The sequence below is a fragment of the Bacillus sp. F9_6S_D1_P_5 genome (assembly GCF_054823925.1).
Genome location: NZ_JBTREW010000017.1, coordinates 41,928 through 63,722 on the forward strand (window position 1 = coordinate 41,928; position 21,795 = coordinate 63,722).

The following is a 21,795-nucleotide window of genomic DNA, read 5'->3' on the forward strand; positions in this document are numbered from 1 at the left end:
ATATATTATTTTACGCTTTTTACCCTTCATAGATTTTTACTTACAATGAAGAAAAATATGTGAGGTGGTATAACTTATGATGAATCGAGTTGTATTAATCGGTAGATTGACAAAGGAGCCAGAATTATACTACACAAAGCAAGGCGTCGCGTATGCACGAATATGTGTTGCGGTGAATAGAGGTTTTCGAAATAGTTTAGGTGAGCAGCAAGTAGATTTTATTAATTGCGTCGTATGGAGAAGGTCAGCTGAGAATGTAACGGAATATTGTACGAAAGGTTCACTTGTTGGAATTACTGGACGTATTCATACGAGGAATTACGAGGATGATCAAGGAAAGAGAATATATGTAACGGAAGTTGTGATTGAGAGTATTACATTTTTGGAGAAAAGGCGGGAGGGTGCATCATAATAAGAAAGGACTTGAGGAAATTAAAGTATGATGGTGGAAAGAAATCAGCAAAATAAAGCATCCGAGTAGGAGTATAGAGTGGTAACATGTTACAATACAGCTAAGAACATGCAATAAAGGAGAGTTTTTTACGTGAAGATTAAAGCAATTGAACCGACGCCAAGTCCAAATACAATGAAAGTTATTTTGAATGAAGTATTACCATCAGGAGCGCGTAATAATTATACAAATGAAAATAAAGAACAAGCACCAATGCAAGTGCAAGAAATTTTGAAAATTGAAGGCATTAAAGGTGTATATCATGTAGCCGACTTTTTAGCAGTAGAGCGAAATGCAAAGTTTGATTGGAAAGTTTTATTACAACAAGTTCGTGCTGTTTTCGGTGAAGAAGTAGTGGAAGAAAGTGAAGAACAACAACTTGCTCATTTTGGGGAAGTGAAAGTGTTTGTTCAAATGTTCTTTACAATTCCAATGCAAGTGAAATTAACAGATGGAACTACGGAAGAACGTGTTGGTTTACCCGATCGTTTTAAAGAATCAATTATGAAAGTTCAAATGTCTGCACCAAACGTTGTAAAAGAACGTAAATGGGTGGAACAAAGTACACGTTACGGTAATTTTGAAGAAATTGGAAAAGAAGTAGTAGAAGAGATTGTTGCTGCTTATTCAGAAGAACGTGTAAATGAAACGGTTAAAGAATTATTAAATCAGGCAGGTGCTGTTGAAGTAACGATTCAAAAGCGTGAGCCATATAAAGTAACAGAAGAGATGATGAAAGATGCTGACTGGAAAAATCGCTTTGCAGCATTAGAACAAATGGACCCTACGGAAGAAGATATTCCAGTATTGAAGATGGCGTTAGATGATGAAAAAGTTTCAATTCGCCGTTTAGCAACAGCGTATTTAGGTATGGTAAAAGGTGATGGAGTATTGCCGTTATTATATAAAGCGCTATTAGATCGTTCAGTAAGTGTTCGCCGTACAGCGGGCGATTGCTTATCAGATGTAGGGGATCCGGCAGCGATGTTCGTTATGATTAAATCTCTGAAAGATTCAAGTAAATTAGTACGCTGGCGTGCAGCGATGTTCTTATTTGAACTTGGAGATGAAAGTGCGATTCCAGCATTAAAAGCAGCGCAAGATGATCCAGAGTTTGAAGTAGCGATGCAAGCACGTCTAGCATTAGAGCGTATTGAAGGCGGAGAAGAAGCAAAAGGTTCTGTATGGAAACAAATGACGGAGTCTCGTAAAGGGGAATAATGTATGATTGTTTTCTATGATAGTTGGTGTCCGATGTGTACGGCGGTTGCAGATCGTACGAAAAAATTAGATAAAAAGGGTAAGGTGAAATTTGTTTCATTTCGAGATAAAGAGGTAGTTGAGAAGTATGAACTTTCTCAAGAACTACAAAGTAAGATGGAACAAAGATTGTATATTTTTAAAAATAATAAGTGGTATGAAGGCATTCATAGCATACATGTATTAGCAAAGGCTGTTCCATCTTATTGGTTTGCCGTGCCTTTTATAAAGTTATCTATCATACTTGGATTTGGAAGTAAAGTATACGATTATATCGCTAACAATAGAAAACTTGTCCCAGTTGGACATTGCCGTGAAGGGGTATGTGAAATCCCTACAAAAAAATGAAATCATCGTAATCTTTCTTTTGCACCTAGTAATAGAGCGTGATATGATGAATTTGGAATGAAAGTTGAAGGAGAGATTACAAGATGTCAAATGCTTATGAAGAATACATGCGCCAAATGGTAATTCCAATGCGTCAAGAATTAGTGCGTTCTGGATTTGAAGAGTTAACTACAGAAGAAGCTGTAACAGAATTTATGGAAAACACGGCAGGTACAACTTTAGTAGTTGTAAACTCTGTTTGTGGTTGTGCAGCTGGTTTAGCACGTCCATCAGCAGGTCAAGCAGTTGTTCGTGCTGAAAAACAACCTGATCATCTTGTAACTGTATTCGCAGGTCAAGATAAAGATGCTACTGCAAAAATGCGTGAATACTTCGGAGAAATTCCTCCATCTTCACCATCTATGGCATTATTAAAAGGAAAAGAAGTTGTTCACTTCATTCACCGTCATGAAATTGAAGGTGCAACTATGGACGAAATTATTACGAACTTAGAACAAGCTTTCGAAAAGAATTGCTAAAGAAGGGGGAGAGTAAATCTCCCTCTTTTCTTTATATAGAGGTGAAACAATGATAGTAACAACAGCAGGAAGAACAAATAATGAAATGACAGATTATGCAAACAAGGTAGCGGCAGAATTAAATGGTTCTTTCGTTAAACGTAACGATATACCAGTACATAAACTGCATGAGCAATATGGACAAGATGTACTTGTTGTAGGGAAGAACCGATTAGCTATTTATCCGAAAGGTACGGAAGAGTCATTTTTCTTTCATCCAAACTCAGCGATGTTTCGTGTGAAAAGATTAATGCGCGGAGAACACGACCCGTTTGTACAAGCCACGCAATTAGAGAGCGGAATGACAGTGTTAGATTGTACGCTCGGTATGGCATCAGATAGTATTGTAGCTAGTTATATTGTTGGTGAGAGCGGAAAAGTAACAGGACTTGAAGGCAATGAGTATATGGCTTATATTATGGAGAATGGTTTGAAAACATGGTCTTCATCTGTTTCTGAAATTGATGAGGCAATGCAACGAATTGATGTGAAGCAAACGGAACATTACGCGTTTTTAAAACAATGTGAAGACAATAGTTTTGATGTTGTGTACCTTGATCCAATGTTTGAAGAAACTGTTATAGAATCAGATGGAATAAAAGGATTAAAACACTTCGCTTTGTATCATGATATTACTGACGAAACAATTGCAGAAGCGAAGCGTGTGGCGAGAGAGCGTGTCGTTCTGAAAGATCATTTCCGTAGTTCTAGATTTGAAAAACATAATTTTCACGTATATAAAAGAAAAAGTGCTAAGTTTCACTTTGGTGTAATTGATCCTTTCTAATTGTTTGAAAAGATGTATAATAAGCAATAATTAATTAAATATAATGTCTGTGATGAAGAGAGTAGTCTTTTTTAGAAGGAAAGCGAGCTGGGGATGGTGTGAGCCTAGTGCGGAAGAAAAAGATGAAGCGCACTTCGGAGATGCTTCTTGAACGAATAGTAGAGTAAGCCGAGGCCCCCTGTCCTCGTTATAAACGGGAAAGTGGTTCGTAATGAACAACAAGGGTGGTACCACGGGTTTAAACTCGTCTCTTTTTAGAGACGAGTTTTTTGTGTTTTAAAAAATAAGGAGGTTATATAGTATGGATTATAAAACGCAGTTTGCGGAAAGTTTATCCGATATTTTTACGAATGAATTAACGCAAAATCAAATTTTAGATTTAATTGAAACACCGAAACAAGATGAATTCGGTGATGCAGCATTTCCATGTTTTTCACTTGCGAAGCAATATAAAAAATCACCAGCTATTATCGCAAAGGAAGTTGCGGAGAAGTTAAGTGATCCATTTTTTACGAAGGTAGAGGCTGTTGGTCCTTATGTAAATGCATTTTTCAATCGTGAAATTGTAAGTGATGATGTATTAAAAACGATTTTAACGGAGAAAGAAGAGTACGGCCAAAATCACTTTGGTTGTGAAAAAACTGTAGTTATCGATTATTCCTCTCCTAATATCGCGAAACCTTTTTCAATGGGGCATTTACGTTCTACAATGATTGGAAATTCACTGAAACATATCGCTGAAAAATGTGGTTATGAAGTTGTAGGAATTAATTATATTGGAGACTGGGGAACACAGTTTGGAAAGTTAATTACCGCCTATAAAAAGTGGGGAAATGAAGAAGTAGTTAAAGAGGATCCAATACGCGAACTATTTAAGTTATATGTTCAATTCCATGAAGAGGTAAAAGGCGACGAAGAACTAGAAGAGGATGGACGCGCTTGGTTTAAGAAATTAGAAGAAAGTGATGAAGAAGCTGTTGAGCTTTGGAATTGGTTCCGTCACGAATCTTTAAAAGAATTTTCTCGTATTTATGAACTTCTCGGTGTTGAATTTACTAATTTTCAAGGAGAAGCTTTTTATAATAATTTGATGGAAGATTTTATTGGGATTTTAGAGGGGCATGATTTGCTTGAAGAGTCAGAAGGTGCGTTAGTCGTTAATTTAGAAGAAGAGGGAATGCCGCCTTGCTTAATTAGAAAATCAGATGGTGCGACGATTTACGCAACGCGTGACTTAACGGCAGCGTTATATCGTCAAAACACATATGCGTTTGATAAAGCGTTATATGTAGTTGGACCGGAACAAAGTCTACACTTCAATCAATTTTTCACGGTATTAAAAAAGCTTGGCTACAATTGGGTTGACGGCATGGAACATGTACCATTTGGATTCATTTTAAAAGATGGTAAGAAAATGTCGACACGTAAAGGAAGAGTTATTTTACTTGAAGAAGTACTTGAAGAAGCAATTGACCTTGCAAAACAAAATATTGAAGAGAAAAATCCAAACTTAAAACAGAAAGAAGAAGTAGCGAAGCAAGTCGGTGTTGGCGCAGTTATCTTCCACGATTTAAAAAACGAGCGTATGCATAATATCGAATTCTCATTAGAAAACATGCTGAAATTTGAAGGTGAAACAGGACCGTATGTACAGTACACACATGCACGTGCGTGCTCTATTTTAAGAAAAGAAAGTGTAGAATTTGAAACGTGTACATTTGCATTAAAAGATGATCATAGCTGGAGCGTCGTAAAATTACTGAATAAATTCCCACAAGTAATTGAAGCAGCCTTCAACAAAAATGAGCCATCAATCATTTCAAAATACGTATTAAATGTAGCACAATCGTTCAATAAATATTACGGAAATGTTCGTATATTGGAAGAGAGCGAAGAGAAAGAAAGCAGACTGGCATTAGTGTTTGCAGTGACAGTTGTATTAAAAGAGGGATTACGTTTACTTGGGATGGATGCTCCTGAGGAGATGTAAAACAAATAGGTATACGTATCATGGTAGATATGTATGCCTATTTGTTTTTATAGAAAATGTGAAAGCAGAAGTTTAATTTTATTAAATCTAAACTTTTTTACATTGGATTCAAGTGTAGGAATGTCCGCATTAAATGGAGAATTGTAATGTCATATATAAAGGAGGCGTTAAACTTGGAAACATACGATTGGAACAGTAAACTAACATACTTAAAAAACACGAGAGATTTATATTACAATGACGATTATGTAAGATTTTTAGTAAATACAGTTTGGAAGATTACTAAGCCAGCACATATCGTTGATTACGGTTGTGGATATGGTTATTTAGGCTTAGTATTAATGCCTTTACTTCCAGAAGGAACAAAGTATACCGGGATTGATAGTGGAGAAACATTATTATCTGAAGCGAGAGAGTTGTTTCGTTTACTTCCATATGAGACAGAATTTCTTGAGGGAGATGCTACAGAGATTGAATTGAACGATACATATGATATAGCAATTTGTCATGCTTTTTTATTACATATGAGTTCGCCAAAAACGATGCTACAAAAAATGATACATTCAATTAAAAAGGGCGGAAAAATAATCTGTTTTGAACCACATTGGATATCAAATATGTCTTCATACTTTTTAAATGAAGAGAATCAATCGGAAATTATTAGGTTAGGAGCTTTGCAAAAGTTATTTGAAAATGACATGCAGAGAAGCGGAAAAGATGGAAATATTGGTATGAAAATACCGATGTTTTTAAGTGAACTAGGAGTAAAAAATATTCAATGTCGAGTAAGTGATAAAGTGAACTTATTAGATTCTAATATGCATCATAATGATAAACAAATATTGTATCACTCATTAAAAGAAGAGGGGATTGCAGGAGATCCAGGTGATAAACAGCAATTTATAGAACGTTTAATGGCTAGAGGATTAACATATGATGATGGGCTAGCCCAATATGAAGCTGAACTCAAATTTTTTAGAGCGTTTCATCTACATTCCTCTTTAGTATATGCTCCGAATATGAAAATTACATTTGGTGACGTAGAATGTTGAAAGATAGCTGTGTGTCGAAGTATGGATTTTTTTGTTGATAAGTTGATATCCACCGTATAATCGCTGATATATTTAAATTATCGCCGATATAATTTTATGTACTGAATTTGGCTTCAAAAAGATAAGACCCGCATGTAACGTTACTCTATTTAATTAAACAAAATACAGAGAAAAACAATCATTTTTACTATATTTTGTTATAAATTAGAATAATATTAAATAATACTATCCATTATAGGATATTTTAGTTGAATACCTACAATATGATGTGTAAAATCTAAGCAAGTAGCAGTGCAAAAAATTATTCGAGGTGAATACATGCTAGATTTTAAGCAGTTAGATGCTTGTTTGAAAGACAAGAGATTTATAGATGGATTACAGGAAATAAATAATGAAATTTCATATATAAAAGAAAAGAATACTTTATCTTATTTGAAGAGTTGGCTTGCTAATATTCCTTCACATAAGGAGTTTGATATATTAATACGTCTTACTGATGAAGGGCTTATGCACCAATACAGTTCATTCCTCATTCGCTACGCTTATAAAAAATTCCCAAATATGAGAACGCTCTCTTTATATTGTGATGAGTTAATTGATGAGCGGAAAATACTTGAAGTAGAACAGTTGTTAAAAGATTCATTAGAAGAGGTAAATAAAGAAGAAATAGAAGTGGATCTTTTAGCGAAAACATATTTTACGTTAGTACGATGTTTGTTAGAAATGAAACGAAATGAAGAAGCGCTTTTTTATATGCAAAAGGCAGAGGAGTATAGTGCACGTGCCGTATTTGATAAATGGGGTTACGTCTATATGCATACAGGTGAATGGGAGAAAGCAGAAGAACAATTTATAGCCGGCATGCAGCATAAAGATTGTGAAGAGTTATCTACTTATTTATTAGCACAGTTATATGCAAATAAAGGGGAACAAAAACGTGCATTACAGCTAATTGATGATGCAATTGTAAAGTTCCCGCAAGTACCATATTTTCATTTTGAAAAGGTGAAATATTTATTAGATTTAGGGAAGTATGAAGAAGTGTTAGACGTAATAGATAACATAAATAATCAGCTTCCTTATCATGCGTATAAAACTTACTTCGTACATTTACGTGCAGAAGCTCTTTACAAAATGAATAAACTTGTAGATTTACAAAAGTTATTAAAAGAAGAAAAAAGTTTAAAAGAGTCTTTATATCATAATTTAGAAAAAAATCCAGATGGCCAAAAGGTTCACTTACCGATAGTTCCCATTGTACAAAAGGATAATTATTGTGTGCCGACAAGTTTAGAAATGATGTTGCAGTTATGGGGAGAAAAACGTACACAAGATGAAATAGCAGAGTTCATTTTTGATATGACGGGCTCGAAGTTTTCAGATACTGTTTCTTATTTGGAAGAATTAGGTTATGAATATCGTTATTTTAAAGGAAATGTGGAAACTTATAAGAAATTACTCGGCGAAGGAATTCCCGTTTTATTAAGTATTGATATTGAGCATGCTTCACATGTGCAAGTGCTAGCTGGGTATGATGATACGTTACAAGCTTTTTATGTTCAAGATCCAAACTTTATCGAACCAGTCATTGTGGAGTATAGTAAGTTACAAGAAAAATATCGTTATACAGGGTGTTTAGCGATTACGTTTGTTCCGAAAGAAAAGAAGGGACAATTATCATTTTTAGATGAGGAAGAACATCATTATTTTAAATCCATTTTTTCTTTAACGGATCATTTAGATGAACAAGATAAAGAGGGGATTCATAAGTTAGTACAATTTTTAAAAGAGACGAGTGATAATCCGAATACGTGGTTGTATACGGTTAAGCACTTAGATGTTGAAGTAGATAACGAGTTTATTATATGTTGTATTGAAAAGTTAATGGAGAAGTTTCCGAAATCAGATTTTGTTAAATTGCATGGTGCACAGTGCTTTATTCGCCTTGAAGAACTAGAAAAAGCTGGGCAAATGCTTGCGGGTGTTGAGAAGAAAAATAATCGTGCTTTATATCATTTAATAAACGGAAGGTATGCTTTTGAGCAGGAAAGTTATATAGAAGCGATTTCAAGTTTTCGTTCCTCGTTACAATTAGACGCGGATCAGCCAATTGCATGGAGTTTTCTCGCTTTATCATATATGTATATCGATCAATCTGAAAAGGCGTTGCAGTTTTCTCAAGTAGCTTTAGAGCGTAGTCCAGAACGATTCACTTTAACGAATCACGGGTTAATATTAATAGATTTAGAAAAATATGAAGAAGCGTATGAAATCTTTAATGATTTGTTAAAGGAATATAAAAATGAAGCACATGTATGGTATGAGCGAGCGAGATGTGCGCATTATTTAGGGAAATTATATTTAGCGATAAAAGGGCTTAAAATAGCAATTCATTTGGATAGTAATGCACCATACATTTATACGAAACTTGCGGAAATATACGAATCTGATTTGAAGGATGAAGAAAGTACGAAAGAAGTTTTATTAAAAGGTATTGAGAATTGTGACGATAAGGCACCTCTATACGTAAAACTCGGTGATTACCATTTCCAAAATGATAGTCTGGAAGAAGCAGAAACATTGTATACTCGTGCTTTGGAAGAAAATCATGATGATGTATACTCTCACTTCGGACTTACGCAAGTTTATATGGCAAGAGAACAATATAAGGAAGCAAAAGAATATATTCTCAGTATTGAAAAACAAATTGAAAAGAGCCAAGATTTCCTTATGAACGCGGGAATGGTTTTATGGGATGCTGAGGTTGAACTTGGTGGAAGTGAAGAAGGATTTAAAGTAGCGTTGTCTAAGTTAGAGAGTGGTATAAAGCAGAGCGAATATAATGTAGCAAGTGCGTTAGATGAATATGTGAATCGAATTAAAGGAACGGTATTTGTACAACGAGGTATAGCATTCTTAAGAACGTTACAGAAAGAAAGAAATGAAGTAAGTGAATACGGCTGTTATACAGGTATTTTATATGAATCTATTGGACAGTACGGCCAAGCGATGAAAAGATATAATAAGGCGATAGAACAAAAGGAAACCGCATTACCGTATTACCGAATTGGTGAAACACTTATGCTATTAGGGCAATTGACGGAAGCGAAACAAGCGTATGAAACATGTTTAGAGCTTGATGGGAATTTCGTCGGTGTACATTTACAACTTGCGGAAATATACGAAAAAGAAGAAAATCGTTCTAAAGAACAAAGTCATATGGTTCAGGCGATGAAAGAAGAGCCGTTGCATATTAATATGGAATATTTGGCACAGCTTTCAGTAGAAATGAATCTACAGGAAGAATTGCTGACTGAGCTAGAACAATTAGCGGACGAAGTACCTGAAATATGGAGATTAGACGCGGTTGCATATGTGTATGGGGCGATGGATGAAATAGATAAAGAACAAGCACAGATTGAATACGCGCTACAATTAGATGGTGAGCATACAGAAGTTCTATATCATTATGCAAAAGTACTAGTGAAAAATAGAAATGCAAAAGCAATTGAAATTGCAATGAAAGTGATACAAAAAGATGCAAATAATGAACGTATATTTGATGTATATGTAAAAGCGATAGAACAACATAAGAAATGGTCTAACATACGAGATTTTCTTCATACACTAAAAGTGAAAAAGGCAGAAAGAAGTATGGCATTTATGTATGCTGCATCTGCGGTTACAGAAAGATGGATTGAACGTCAACAAAGTGAACAGCCGAAGAAATCCATAATTACGAGAGCTTTTTATCGTATGAAAAACCGTGCGAAAGAAATTTCGATTATCACTACAATCATTGATTTATATGAAATTTCGTTAAAGTTAAATCAAAAAAATAGTATGGCAGCACAGCGATTTGCACTATTTTACGAGAATGTGACGATGAACAACGAGGCGATAGATGTATTACAAACATCGTTAGAAAATAAATGGGATTACGATGTAGCGAAGCAGCTTGTAAATCTTTTCATAGAGTGTGAGGAAGAAGATATGTTACGGGATGCTTCAGAATTAACGAAGCAAATGGTTCGAGAATTACCAGATGATTATGATACGCTTCTTTTACAAGCACAAGTATTGTTTAAAGCAGGGGAAGAAAGAAAAGCAGAAAAGATTACCTTACAATTAACGGAGCAAACACCGTTTGTAAATAGAGCGTTTCTTGCTTTAGGAGAAATATATCAAAGTCAAGAACGGTTTGAAGAGGCAATTCATGTATTAGAAAATGCTTCTGTACATCATCCAAATGAAACAGTGATTCTTCTTTCTTTAGCATCTTCATATCATGGTGCCGGCCAAACGCTGAAGGCAGAGAAAATAGCAAATGAAGCATTAAAAATTGATGCGAATGATTTGTTAGAGAGATACGATCGTGCTTGTTATTTAGCACAGTTAAACAGAATGGAAGAGGCGAAAGAAGAGCTTGAAATTGTACTTCATAAGGATGAGTCAGGATTTTTCGCTGAACTTATCGAGGATGATGAAAACTTAGCAGCATTGCGAGAATTAGAAAAGTAATTGTATACGAATAGGAAAAAAGAGTAAAAATATATTTTGAATTAGTTGACAATTTATTGCCCGATGGAATAGAATAGCTTTTAACAAAGTATACAAATCTGAAGACGAGAAAGAGTAAAATAGTGTACTGTTCCCCAGAGAGCCGGTATGTTGCTGAAAGCCGGTGTGCAGACGTTATTTGAAAATCATCTCCGAGGAGCCGAGGCTGAAAGTGAGTAAGCCCGGACGGATGTCTACCGTTACAAAGAACACGTATGATAGTACGTTGCTAAGTGCTATTAGTGAAGAGCTAATAGAATTAGGGTGGTATCGCGGGTAAACCCGTCCCTACTTCATAGGGACGGGTTTTTTGTGTGCTTTAAAATATTCAAAGGAGTGATTGTAGATGAAGAAAGTAGATGTAAAAGAGTCAGCTGTAGGGAGAGAAACACGTATTCGTAAACAGTGGAACGAGCAAAGCATTTTCGAGCAATCAATTCAGAATCGAGAAGGCGCACAATCTTTTGTGTTTTATGAAGGACCACCAACGGCGAACGGACTACCGCATGTAGGTCATGCACTTGGACGAACAATTAAAGATGTAGTAGCAAGATATAAAACGATGGCTGGTTATAAAGTATTAAGAAAAGCGGGATGGGATACACACGGTTTGCCTGTAGAATTAGGTGTTGAGAAGCAACTCGGTATTTCTGGTAAACATGAAATCGAAGAGTATGGAATTGAGCCATTTATTAAGAAGTGTAAAGAGAGTGTATTCACATACGAGAAGCAGTGGCGTGAATTCACTGAAAGTATCGGTTATTGGGTAGATATGGATGATCCATACGTTACGTTAAAGAATCCATATATCGAAAGTGTATGGCATATTTTAGGGACGATTCATGAAAAAGGATTATTGTATAAAGGGCATAGAGTTTCACCATATTGCCCAAGTTGTCAAACTTCACTAAGTTCACATGAGGTTGCACAAGGGTATAAAACAGTAAAAGATTTAAGTGCAACAGTTAAGTTTAAAGTGAAAGATAGTGAAAATGAGTATTTCCTAGGTTGGACAACGACACCTTGGACACTTCCAGCAAATGTTGCGCTCGCTGTACATTCAAATATGGAATACGTGAAAGCGAAACAAGAAGGTTATGTATACATTGTTGCGAAAGAACGTGTACAAGATGTATTAAAAGAAGACTATGAAGTATTATCTGTTCATAAAGGTGAAGAATTAGTAAATACATCTTATATGCCGCCATTTCCAATGAAGGAAGTTACAAATGGTTACCGAGTTATCGCAGCCGATTTTGTCACGGCAGATAGTGGTACAGGACTCGTTCATATCGCTCCAGCATACGGGGAGGACGATTATAGAGTCGTTCAAAGTGAAGGATTGTCATTCTTGCATGTTGTAGACGAGAAAGGCGAGTATACAGAAGCAGTTCCATTTTTGAAAGGTAAATTTGTAAAAGGTTGTGACGTGGATATCGTTCGTTATTTAGCGAAGGAAGGCTTACTATACCATAAAGAAAAGTATGAACATAGTTACCCGCATTGCTGGCGCTGTGATTCACCACTTCTTTATTATGCAGGAGAGAGTTGGTTAATCCGAACAACTGCAATTAAAGATACATTTTTACAGAATAACGATTCTGTTACTTGGTATCCAGACCATATGAAACATGGACGTTTTGGTAAGTTTTTAGAAAATATGGTGGACTGGAATATTAGTCGAAATAGATATTGGGGAACACCATTAAACGTATGGGAATGTGAAAGCTGCGATCATCAATTCGCACCGAAAAGCATTGCTGATTTAAGAAAGCATAGTACGAAAGAAACACCTGAAGATTTAGAATTGCATAAGCCGTATGTAGATGAAGTGCAAGTTAGCTGCGAAAAATGCGGTGGCACAATGAATCGTACTCCTGAAGTAATTGATGTTTGGTTTGATAGTGGTTCCATGCCATTTGCGCAATATCATTATCCGTTTGAAAATAAAGAGTTATTTGAAGAACAGTTTCCAGCGGATGTTATTGCAGAAGGCATTGATCAAACACGCGGATGGTTTTATAGTTTATTAGCAGTATCAGCACTATACACAGGGAAAGTACCTTATAAACGAGTGTTATCACTAGGGCATGTTCTAGACGAAGAAGGACAGAAAATGTCTAAAAGTAAAGGGAATGCACTAGATCCAGTTGATTTAGTAAATCAGTTTGGTGCAGATGCTTTAAGATGGGCGCTACTCGTTGATAGTGCTCCGTGGAATGCGAAGCGTTTTTCTGAAAGAACAGTACTGGAAGCAAAATCTAAATTTGTAGATACGTTAGTCAATGTGTATAGCTTCTACGTTTTATATGCAAATTTAGATGAGTACAATCCGAAAGAAACGTATGATGCAAAGCGGACGAAATTGGATGAATGGGTATTATCAAGATTGCATAGCACAACGAAAAAAGTGAGAACAGCACTTGATGATTATCAATTTACGAATGCAGCTCGTGAAATCGCGTCGCTTGTAGATGAAGTAAGTAACTGGTACGTAAGACGATCACGTAATCGTTTCTGGGAGTCTGGTATGAATGCTGAAAAAGCAGCTGCGTATGAGACACTTTATGAAGTGCTTGTGACAATTAGTAAATTAATTGCACCGTTTACACCGTTTGTCGCTGAAGATATTCATTTGAATTTAACTGGAAGTAGCGTTCATTTAGAGGATTATCCAGTTGTAAATGAATCACTACTTCAGCCGAAATTAGAAGCAGAAATGGATGCTGTTTTACAAGTTGTTGAACTTGGAAGAAGTAACCGTAATCAGCATTCTTTAAAAGTAAAACAGCCGTTAGCAGAACTTGTATTACTAGCACATAATGAAAATGATATGGATTGGGAATCTTATCGTGATATCGTCATGGATGAGTTAAATGTGAAGGCGTTCCATGTTGAACTTGATGAAACGAAATATACGTCCTATCAATTAAAGCTGAATTTCAAAACGGCTGGGCCAAAGTTTGGTAAAAATGTGAATGCAGTAAATGGCTGGCTAAAACAATTATCAAAAGAAGAAGTACAACACTTTGTATCTACAGAAAGAGCAGTTTACGAAGCTACATCGGGAGAAGAAGTAGTGGTAACAGCTGAAGATGTAGTAGTAGAGAAAGTTGCAAAATCAGGATTTTCTAATACGACTAACGGACAATATACAGTTATGTTAGATACAAATGTAACGGAAGAATTGTTACAAGAAGGAGTGGCACGTGAATTTATTCGAGCGGTTCAAGAATATCGTAAACAACTAAATTTACCAGTTAATTTACGAGTCGATATTATTCTTGATACAGAGGAAGAACTAAAGCGAACATTAACGAACCATAAAGATTTATTGGAAGAAAATTTACTCGTTAAGAGATTTGAATTTGGTCATTTAACGAATGAAGACGATGAACTATCTTTAGGTGAGGCGAAAGTTCGAATTAAATTAAGCGCGGCTCATTAAAGAAAAAAGGAAGCTGGAGTCATTCCAACTTCCTTTTTGTATGATGGAAATTTATCCGGCTAATTTCCTCATAATCTGTTCGATAGGTCCTCTAGTAAATGTCTTTCTTTATAGTAAACTAAATAAAATACTGTAGAAATATATTTCTACAGTATTTTTCTCATTGTATACATAAATATTGAGAAAATTTCACTCACCCTAAATCGAAAGGTAATAGAATTGTTTATAGAGAATTACTCGTAGATTCAATTTTTATCCCCCCATTTTGTGGGGAATGATTGCCTAGTGGTAATGGGATAAGGTTGAGCTACTTTATTAGGGGGAGTGGTTCTATGTTTAATAAAAAAATGGTGGCAATGGCGATGACTGTGCCGTTAGTAATGGGGACGATTTCTACGGTTTCGGCATTGGAAAAACAGCAGCAAGTAAAGCTAGAAGCTTATTCGCCGCAGAAAAAAGCAACTGAATATTTAAAAGAAAATGCTGCGCAGTATGGATTAAAAACAGACCTTTCAGACTTACAATATATTTCTACAACAGAAACGTCAGTAGCTTCATATGTTAGGTTCCAGCAAGTTGTGAATGGTGCACCTGTATTTTCAAAACAAATTACAGTTACTCTTAACGGAGAGGGAAAGGGAGTACTTGCTGTTTCTGATTATCAATCCGTTAAAGGTGTGAAGGAAGTAACGACAAAAATTAGTGAAAAAGATGCGATACAAAAATCAATGGCGTATGTTGGAGAGGCAAGTGAGCAAAACTTATGGGCTCCTACAGAGAAAGAATTTGGATATATTGTGGAAGAGGGAATTGCTCGTCCCGTATATAAAGTTGTAGTCCATTCTAATAATCCATTTGGTGCATGGGAAACATTTATTGATGCAGAAAATGGAAAGTTAATTAAAAAGGTTGATATAAACCGAAAAGTAGAAGGAACAGGAAAAGTATTTTTACCTAACCCTGTCGTATCAAGCGGGAGTTTAGCAGGATTAAAAGATAATAACGATGCAGATTCAACTGCGCTAACGAACCAATTGAAGACTGTAACGCTAAAAGGTTTAGATGGGACAGGATTTTTAATTGGAGAGTATGTAACGATTTCTTCAAAAGCAAAAACGAAATCTGCAAATTTACAATTTAACTATACACGCGCAAATGATAGCTTTGAAGATGTTATGTCCTATTATCATATCGATACATTACAGCGTTACATTCAAGGGTTAGGTTTTAAAAATATTAATAATCGCTCTATTAAAGTGAATGTGAATGGAACGACGGCTGATAACTCATTTTATTCTCCAACAACGAAAGCTTTAACTTTCGGTACTGGCGGAGTAGATGATGCAGAAGATGCTGGTATTATCGCACATGAATACGGGCATTCGATTCAAGATAACCAAGTTCCTGGCTTTGGTAGTTCAGCAGAAGGCGGAGCGATGGGAGAAGGATTTGGTGACTTCTTAGGTGCTACGTATGAAGATGCTGTATCGACTACAGGATACGGAAAAGCATGTGTTGGAGAGTGGGATGCGGCGGCTTATTCTAGTTCAGATCCAACATGCCTGCGCCGATTAGATACCAATAAAGTGTATCCGAAAGATTTAAAAAATCAAGTACATGCTGATGGGGAAATTTGGTCACAAGGACAATATGAGATGGCACAAGCTTTTGGCCGTGATGTTGCAACAAAAATTATTTTACAATCGCACTGGTCATTAACACCAAACTCTAAATTCAGTGATGGAGCAAAAGCAATTAAGCAAGCGGATGCTCTTTTATATGGCGGACAACATGCTGCTGAAATTGATCGTATTTGGGCAGCGAGAGGAATTAGTACGAATTAATATAAAAAGTCGTGGCATTTATTATAAGCCACGACTTTTTAATTTGCTTAAGAACTGGTACTAGTAAAGTAAGTTATACGAATGATAGTGTAAATTTATCCGCATTTCATTTATTTTGTTTCGTTTCGTCTTTAAAAACAAAATGCTCTTTAAATTTTCTAGACTCAACTTTTTGACCGTTTCTCATAGAACGGAAAGGGTGTTCTTGCCAAGTAATGATTACATCAACTTCATCTGCTTTTGTAGCAACTGGAAAATTAGCATGTTCAAATCCAGTTTTTCCACTTGCTAAGCGACTTTCCTTTCGTGAGAAAAGTTCATATTTCGTTTTCGTTTTTGGCTCGTTGCGGAATACTTCGACTTGTACGTTATATACTTCACTGTTTCCGACATTTTTTACTGAAAATTGATATGTTTGAAATTCATCTTTTTTAGTTTGAAGCATCTTTTTGCTTATTTTTTTTGGTTCATCAATATTCACTTGCCATTGATCAGAGTTTTGGGAGATTGGTAACGATTTTGGTGAATAGGCGTACGTTTCATTTACTACGATTAGGCATAACAAAAGGAGGAAGAAACTTATTGTTTTTTTCATTTACACACCTCGCTTTAAATTTGTTAGTTAATATGCGTAAAAAACACAATTTTTATGTAATAAAATGGAAAAAAGGTGATAATTTGATTCAAATGAATTTAAAAAAACTTGAAGAGATAGTAGATGGAGAAGGATTAAGAGAATCGTTTCACAATATAGAGATACAAGGTATCTGCATTGACTCTAAGAAAATTAAGAAAGGGAATTTGTTTGTCCCAATTATTAGAGTGAAAGATGGACATGATTATGCGAAAGAAGCAATGGATAATGGAGCTGTCGCTTCCTTATGGAAAAAGTCTTACGGTACTCCGCCAAAAGGGGGAGCAATTATATTTGTAGATGACACTTTGCTTGCTTTGCAACAATTGGCACAATTTTATCGAAAAGAGCTAAATGTAAAAGTAATCGGAATCACTGGTAGTAATGGCAAGACAACGGTAAAAGATATAATAAACACAATTTTAAATACAACTTATCGTGTGCATAAAACAAAGGGCAATTTTAATAGTCAAATCGGTTTGCCGTTAACGATTTTAGAAATGAAACGAGATACAGAGTTTTTAATACTTGAAATGGGGATGAGTGAAAAGGGACAAATTCGAAACTTATCAAAAATAGCACAGCCAGATGTAGCGGTAATTACAATGATTGGCCAGTCTCACTTAGAAGCGCTTGGATCCAGAGAAGAGATTGCGAAGGTTAAATTAGAAATTATTGATGGGTTAAAAGGAAATGGTTTGTTTTTATATAATGGTGGTGAACCATTGCTTTTGAAAAATAAAAATCTATCGAGTATAAATTGTAAGACATTTGGTGAAACGTATACAAATGATTTGTTTCCAACAAACGTGCAATTAGATGAATATGGTGTTCATTTTAAATTAAATGATTCAAATATACAGTACGATGTTCCCTTACATGGAAAACATAATATATTAAATACGATCGTCGGAATCGCTGTAGGTCAATATTATAATGTCACTGCAGAAAAAATACAGGAAGCATTGCGTCAAGTAAATATTACTCATATGCGCTTTCAATTTTTAACTGCTAAAACAGGTTTTACGATTATTAACGATGCATGGAATGCAAGTCCCTCTTCAATGAAGGCTGCAATTGAAACGTTACAGAAATTAAAAGTCTATAACAAAAAAATGATAGTAATTGGGGATATGTTGGAGTTAGGGAAGGAAGCTGAAACATATCATAGAGAAATTGGCAAAATGTTAAATCAAGAGAGCGTTCAATATGTATTTACCTATGGAGAGTTAGCTGAAATTGTAGCGGAAGAAGCAAGAAAGAACTTTGAAACAGGAAAAGTACAGTCATTTAATAATAAAGTAAAAATAGCAGAGGCAGTATTAAAAGTAATAACGAAAAAGGATGTCGTACTATTGAAAGGCTCACGCGGAATGGCTTTAGAGGAAATCGTACAAAATTGGATATGAAAAATGAAAATATATTTAAAAAGGCTTGCATTTAATAAAATGAAGAGATAGAATACTCTGTAAATATAAAAAGTGATGATCAGGAAAAGTACATGATGCAAAGGTCTACAGAGAGCAATCAGTTGCTGAGAAGATTGCGATACCGCATGATGGAAAGACACCTGTGAGTGTTGCTTTGAACGTGATAATTAGTAAAAGCAAACGGTACCTACCGTTATCAGGGCTAAGATGGTCATTATGACAATTTGGGTGGTACCGCGGAAAAATCCGTCCCTATTTATAGGGGCGGATTTTTGTATTCTTTGAAGGGAGGTGAGTGACCGTGGATGATGACGATGACAACAACAATAACGTAAATAAACAAAAAATTAATGGAGGGAAAAATAATGGATTCAATAATGAAGCGTTCACTCACAAAAGAATGTACGGAGCAAAGTGGAAAGGTTGTATTACTTCAAGGATGGGTAAAAAAGATTCGTCATCTAGGTAATGTTAGTTTTTTATTATTACGGGACAGAACAGGAGTAATTCAATGTGTATTAGAAAACGAGTTAGCTGGATTCAAAGTCGATGTAGAAAGTGTTGTCCACGTAATTGGTGAAATAGTTGAGACGTCAAAAACAGAATTAGGGGTTGAAGTGCTTGCTCACGAAGTGAAAATATTAAATGGCGCAGAACCACTTCCATTTGAAATAAATAAAAAGAAATTGCAAGTTGGCTTGGATCAACTACTGAATGAAAGGGTATTATCATTAAGGCATGAGAGAACTGCGGCGATATTTAAAGTGAAATCTACACTCGTTCAGAGCTTTAGTGAATTTCTTATAGAGAACGATTTCACGCATATATTTACTCCGAAAATTGTTTCACAAGGGGCAGAAGGAGGAGCGAATGTTTTTAAACTTCCATACTTTCAAAAAGAAGCTTATTTAGCACAATCACCACAGTTTTATAAACAGATGATGGTAGCTGGAGGGTTAGAACGTGTTTTTGAAGTTGCACCTGTTTATAGAGCAGAACATCATAATTCTTCCCGTCATTTGAATGAATATATATCGTTAGACGTAGAACTTGGATTTATTCATGATTTTTATGAAGTGATGCAACTAGAAACGGATGTTTTACGATATATGTTTCAACAAGTAGCAAAAAACTGTGAAAAAGAACTACAACTATTACAAATAGAAGTACCTGTTATTACAGAAATACCGAAAATTACATTGTTAGAAGCGCAAGAAATTTTGAAAAGTAAGTACCGAAAAGAATCGCCAATTGGAGATTTAGATACAGAAGGTGAGAAGCTATTAGGGAAATATGTGAAGGAAACATATAAGAGTGAGTTTGTTTTCATTACACATTATCCGAAAGAAGCTAGGCCGATGTATACGATGCCGAATAATGAGAATCCATCTATTACTGATTCGTTCGACTTACTATATAAAGGACTAGAAATAACTTCAGGGGCGCAGCGAATTCATGATTATGAAATGTTACACGCTTCTTTTAAAGAAAAAGGATTACATCCAGATAAATTTCAATCTTATTTAAATACATTCCGATACGGTTGTCCCCCGCACGGTGGTTTTGGAATTGGATTAGAGAGAGTTGTATACAAACTATTAGAATTAATAAATGTACGAGAGGCGAGTGCTTTTCCGAGAGATTGTACGCGTCTTATACCATAAGAATAAACCCCTTCTATAGTATAGAAGGGGTTTATTCCTTTCAACACATGTTAAAAGGAATAATTTTTTGTGTGAAAATATGTAAATTATATTAAGAACATTTTATAATGAATTGAGAAAAAGAAAATTCATAAGTTATAATGAAATATGAATATAAAAAAAGTTCATATAATAAAGTATGGAAGGGTATGAAACATGTTATATCAAACTCAAGCAACACAACAAACACCAGCTTATATAATTTATCTTCTTGATGTAAGCGCATCAATGAACCAAATGATGGATGCAGGCGGAGAAGAAAAAAGAAGAATTGATATTGTAACGGATGCTCTTTCTTTAGCGATTCGCCAAATGGTATTTCGTTCAACGAAAGGTAGTCGCTTGCTTCCGAGATATAAGTTATCTATTTTAGCCTATAGCGATCATGTTTTTGATTTATTGGGTGGTGTGAAAACAATAGATGAGGTAGCAAGACTTCGCCCACTAGAAAAAATCCAAACGCATCGTTTAACTGATACAGCGAAAGCTTTCTCTGTAGTGGAGAAGTTATTGCAAAAGGAACTACCAAATTTACAAGACGGGCCAGCTCCTGTTGTTTGTCATATGACAGATGGGGCATCAACTGGTGAAGATCCAGAATCAATTGTACGAAGAATTATGAATATGTCTGTACCTGATGGAAACGTAATAATTGAAAATATTTTTATTTCAGATGAAATTATGCAAGACCAAATTTCTAATATAAAGAAGTGGGAAGGAATTATGCCAAATACAGAGATTACAGATGAATATGGTGCAAAGTTGCAAAGACTTTCATCGCCTATCCCTCAAAGCTATCGTGAGATGATGACGGAACATGGGTTTCATATTGCAGATGGTGCTGTGATGATGTTTCCTGGGACAAATGCGGACTTAGTATCACTTGGATTTCAAATGTCTGCTGCAACGCCGGTTCGATAGGAGAGAGAAGTATGATGAAATATATTCTATCTCAAGAGAAAGAAACGGTATTGCAAGACAAGGAAACTAAACATTTTACTTATCGATATAGCTATGTAAGAGCAAAAGAAACGCAGGATTTAAACGAGAGTGGACAAGACTTTCTAGTATTTCTAGATAATGGAACTAGTTTCATATTTGCGTTATGTGATGGTGTAGGGCTGTCTTTTCATGGTGAAATTGCTGCAAAATTTCTTGGTATGAAGTTAGTAAACTTGTTTGAAACATGTCAAGAAAGTGGACTGGATATTGCTACATTATTAAATGAACAGTTAAAAAATTGGATAGAAGAAGCTTCAGAGGAAGTGAGTGCATTTCGATTGCCAGAAGAAACACCGTGGTTACTTCGCGATGTATTAGAAGAAAAGCGAAAACAAGGTAGTGAAGCGATGTTTATCGGTGGGAAAATAGAGCTGATTCCAAATCAAGATAAAGTACAAATAGCGATAGTTACACATGGCGATTCATTTGTACAATTGTTTCAAGATAAAGAGAATTGTTTGAATGTAATGAAGTTTGAGAGAAATATAGAGAAAAGATGGTCTACGCAGCGGGGCATTATTGGTGGGGAATTGGCGGTTTTTTCAAAGACATTATCTAGGCAAGAAGCTAATCGGATAGTTATTCACTCAGACGGACTTGTGCCGCTTAAGCAGTATAACTTTGAGGAAGTGTTAAAAGAAATTGAGAGGGCACAGAACTCTCCGACAAGCGATGATATTTCATTTTTAGATATTTCTTGGTAACAAACATGATGGAAAAAAGGTGAAT

Annotated in this window: 15 protein-coding genes and 3 other annotated features; of the genes, 14 read left to right on the plus strand and 1 reads right to left on the minus strand. The window is 35.4% G+C overall.

Annotated elements, in window-relative coordinates:
* Window positions 1-76: 76 nt before the first annotated feature.
* From ACUXEY_RS19875 to ACUXEY_RS19920, 10 genes are all read left to right on the plus strand, one after another.
* Window positions 77-412: a single-stranded DNA-binding protein gene (locus ACUXEY_RS19875; RefSeq protein WP_243500428.1), complete on the plus strand. Its 336-nt coding sequence runs from the start codon at window positions 77-79 to the stop codon at window positions 410-412.
* A 132-nt stretch (window positions 413-544) separates the two neighbouring features.
* On the plus strand, window positions 545-1,672 hold the full coding sequence (locus ACUXEY_RS19880; RefSeq protein WP_000692555.1) for a conserved virulence factor C family protein: 1,128 nt from the start codon (window positions 545-547) through the stop codon (window positions 1,670-1,672).
* Window positions 1,673-1,675: 3 nt separating this feature from the next.
* A complete protein-coding gene (locus ACUXEY_RS19885) occupies window positions 1,676-2,059 on the plus strand; it encodes a thiol-disulfide oxidoreductase DCC family protein (RefSeq protein ID WP_461301413.1) in 384 nt (127 codons plus the stop codon).
* A gap of 83 nt (window positions 2,060-2,142) precedes the next feature.
* Window positions 2,143-2,577 carry a BrxA/BrxB family bacilliredoxin gene (locus ACUXEY_RS19890; protein WP_000063705.1) on the plus strand — a complete coding sequence of 145 codons (435 nt, stop codon included), beginning with the start codon at window positions 2,143-2,145 and terminating at the stop codon, window positions 2,575-2,577.
* Between the two features lie 49 nt (window positions 2,578-2,626).
* Window positions 2,627-3,403, plus strand: a complete 777-nt coding sequence (locus tag ACUXEY_RS19895; RefSeq protein WP_461301414.1) for a class I SAM-dependent methyltransferase — start codon at window positions 2,627-2,629, stop codon at window positions 3,401-3,403.
* A gap of 40 nt (window positions 3,404-3,443) precedes the next feature.
* Window positions 3,444-3,658: a binding site (T-box leader), on the plus strand.
* A gap of 46 nt (window positions 3,659-3,704) precedes the next feature.
* A complete protein-coding gene (argS, locus tag ACUXEY_RS19900) occupies window positions 3,705-5,393 on the plus strand; it encodes an arginine--tRNA ligase (RefSeq protein WP_461301415.1) in 1,689 nt (562 codons plus the stop codon).
* A gap of 173 nt (window positions 5,394-5,566) precedes the next feature.
* A complete protein-coding gene (locus ACUXEY_RS19905) occupies window positions 5,567-6,445 on the plus strand; it encodes a class I SAM-dependent methyltransferase (protein ID WP_461301416.1) in 879 nt (292 codons plus the stop codon).
* Window positions 6,446-6,763: 318 nt separating this feature from the next.
* Window positions 6,764-10,966, plus strand: coding sequence for a tetratricopeptide repeat protein (locus ACUXEY_RS19910; protein WP_461301417.1), 4,203 nt, complete (start codon window positions 6,764-6,766; stop codon window positions 10,964-10,966).
* 92 nt (window positions 10,967-11,058) lie between these two features.
* Window positions 11,059-11,298 (plus strand) — a binding site (T-box leader).
* A 53-nt stretch (window positions 11,299-11,351) separates the two neighbouring features.
* Window positions 11,352-14,453: an isoleucine--tRNA ligase gene (ileS, locus tag ACUXEY_RS19915; protein ID WP_461301418.1), complete on the plus strand. Its 3,102-nt coding sequence runs from the start codon at window positions 11,352-11,354 to the stop codon at window positions 14,451-14,453.
* 332 nt (window positions 14,454-14,785) lie between these two features.
* Entirely contained in the window at window positions 14,786-16,297 is a 1,512-nt protein-coding gene (locus tag ACUXEY_RS19920) for a M36 family metallopeptidase (protein ID WP_429601497.1), read from the plus strand.
* Between the two features lie 106 nt (window positions 16,298-16,403).
* Here ACUXEY_RS19920 and ACUXEY_RS19925 read toward each other — a convergent pair whose 3' ends face one another.
* Window positions 16,404-16,892 (minus strand): hypothetical protein, encoded by a 489-nt coding sequence (locus tag ACUXEY_RS19925; protein WP_461301419.1) that lies wholly within the window; start codon window positions 16,890-16,892, stop codon window positions 16,404-16,406.
* A 92-nt stretch (window positions 16,893-16,984) separates the two neighbouring features.
* Between ACUXEY_RS19925 and ACUXEY_RS19930 the strand changes: the two genes are divergently transcribed.
* The 4 genes from ACUXEY_RS19930 (at window position 16,985) to ACUXEY_RS19945 (ending at window position 21,770) form a co-directional block, all read left to right on the plus strand.
* Entirely contained in the window at window positions 16,985-18,340 is a 1,356-nt protein-coding gene (locus tag ACUXEY_RS19930; protein ID WP_461301420.1) for a UDP-N-acetylmuramoyl-tripeptide--D-alanyl-D-alanine ligase, read from the plus strand.
* Between the two features lie 66 nt (window positions 18,341-18,406).
* Window positions 18,407-18,618: a binding site (T-box leader), on the plus strand.
* A 108-nt stretch (window positions 18,619-18,726) separates the two neighbouring features.
* Entirely contained in the window at window positions 18,727-20,025 is a 1,299-nt protein-coding gene (aspS, locus tag ACUXEY_RS19935; protein WP_461301421.1) for an aspartate--tRNA(Asn) ligase, read from the plus strand.
* Window positions 20,026-20,220: 195 nt separating this feature from the next.
* Window positions 20,221-20,985: a vWA domain-containing protein gene (locus ACUXEY_RS19940; RefSeq protein ID WP_144611185.1), complete on the plus strand. Its 765-nt coding sequence runs from the start codon at window positions 20,221-20,223 to the stop codon at window positions 20,983-20,985.
* 11 nt (window positions 20,986-20,996) lie between these two features.
* On the plus strand, window positions 20,997-21,770 hold the full coding sequence (locus ACUXEY_RS19945; RefSeq protein WP_461301422.1) for a hypothetical protein: 774 nt from the start codon (window positions 20,997-20,999) through the stop codon (window positions 21,768-21,770).
* Window positions 21,771-21,795 lie beyond the last annotated feature (25 nt).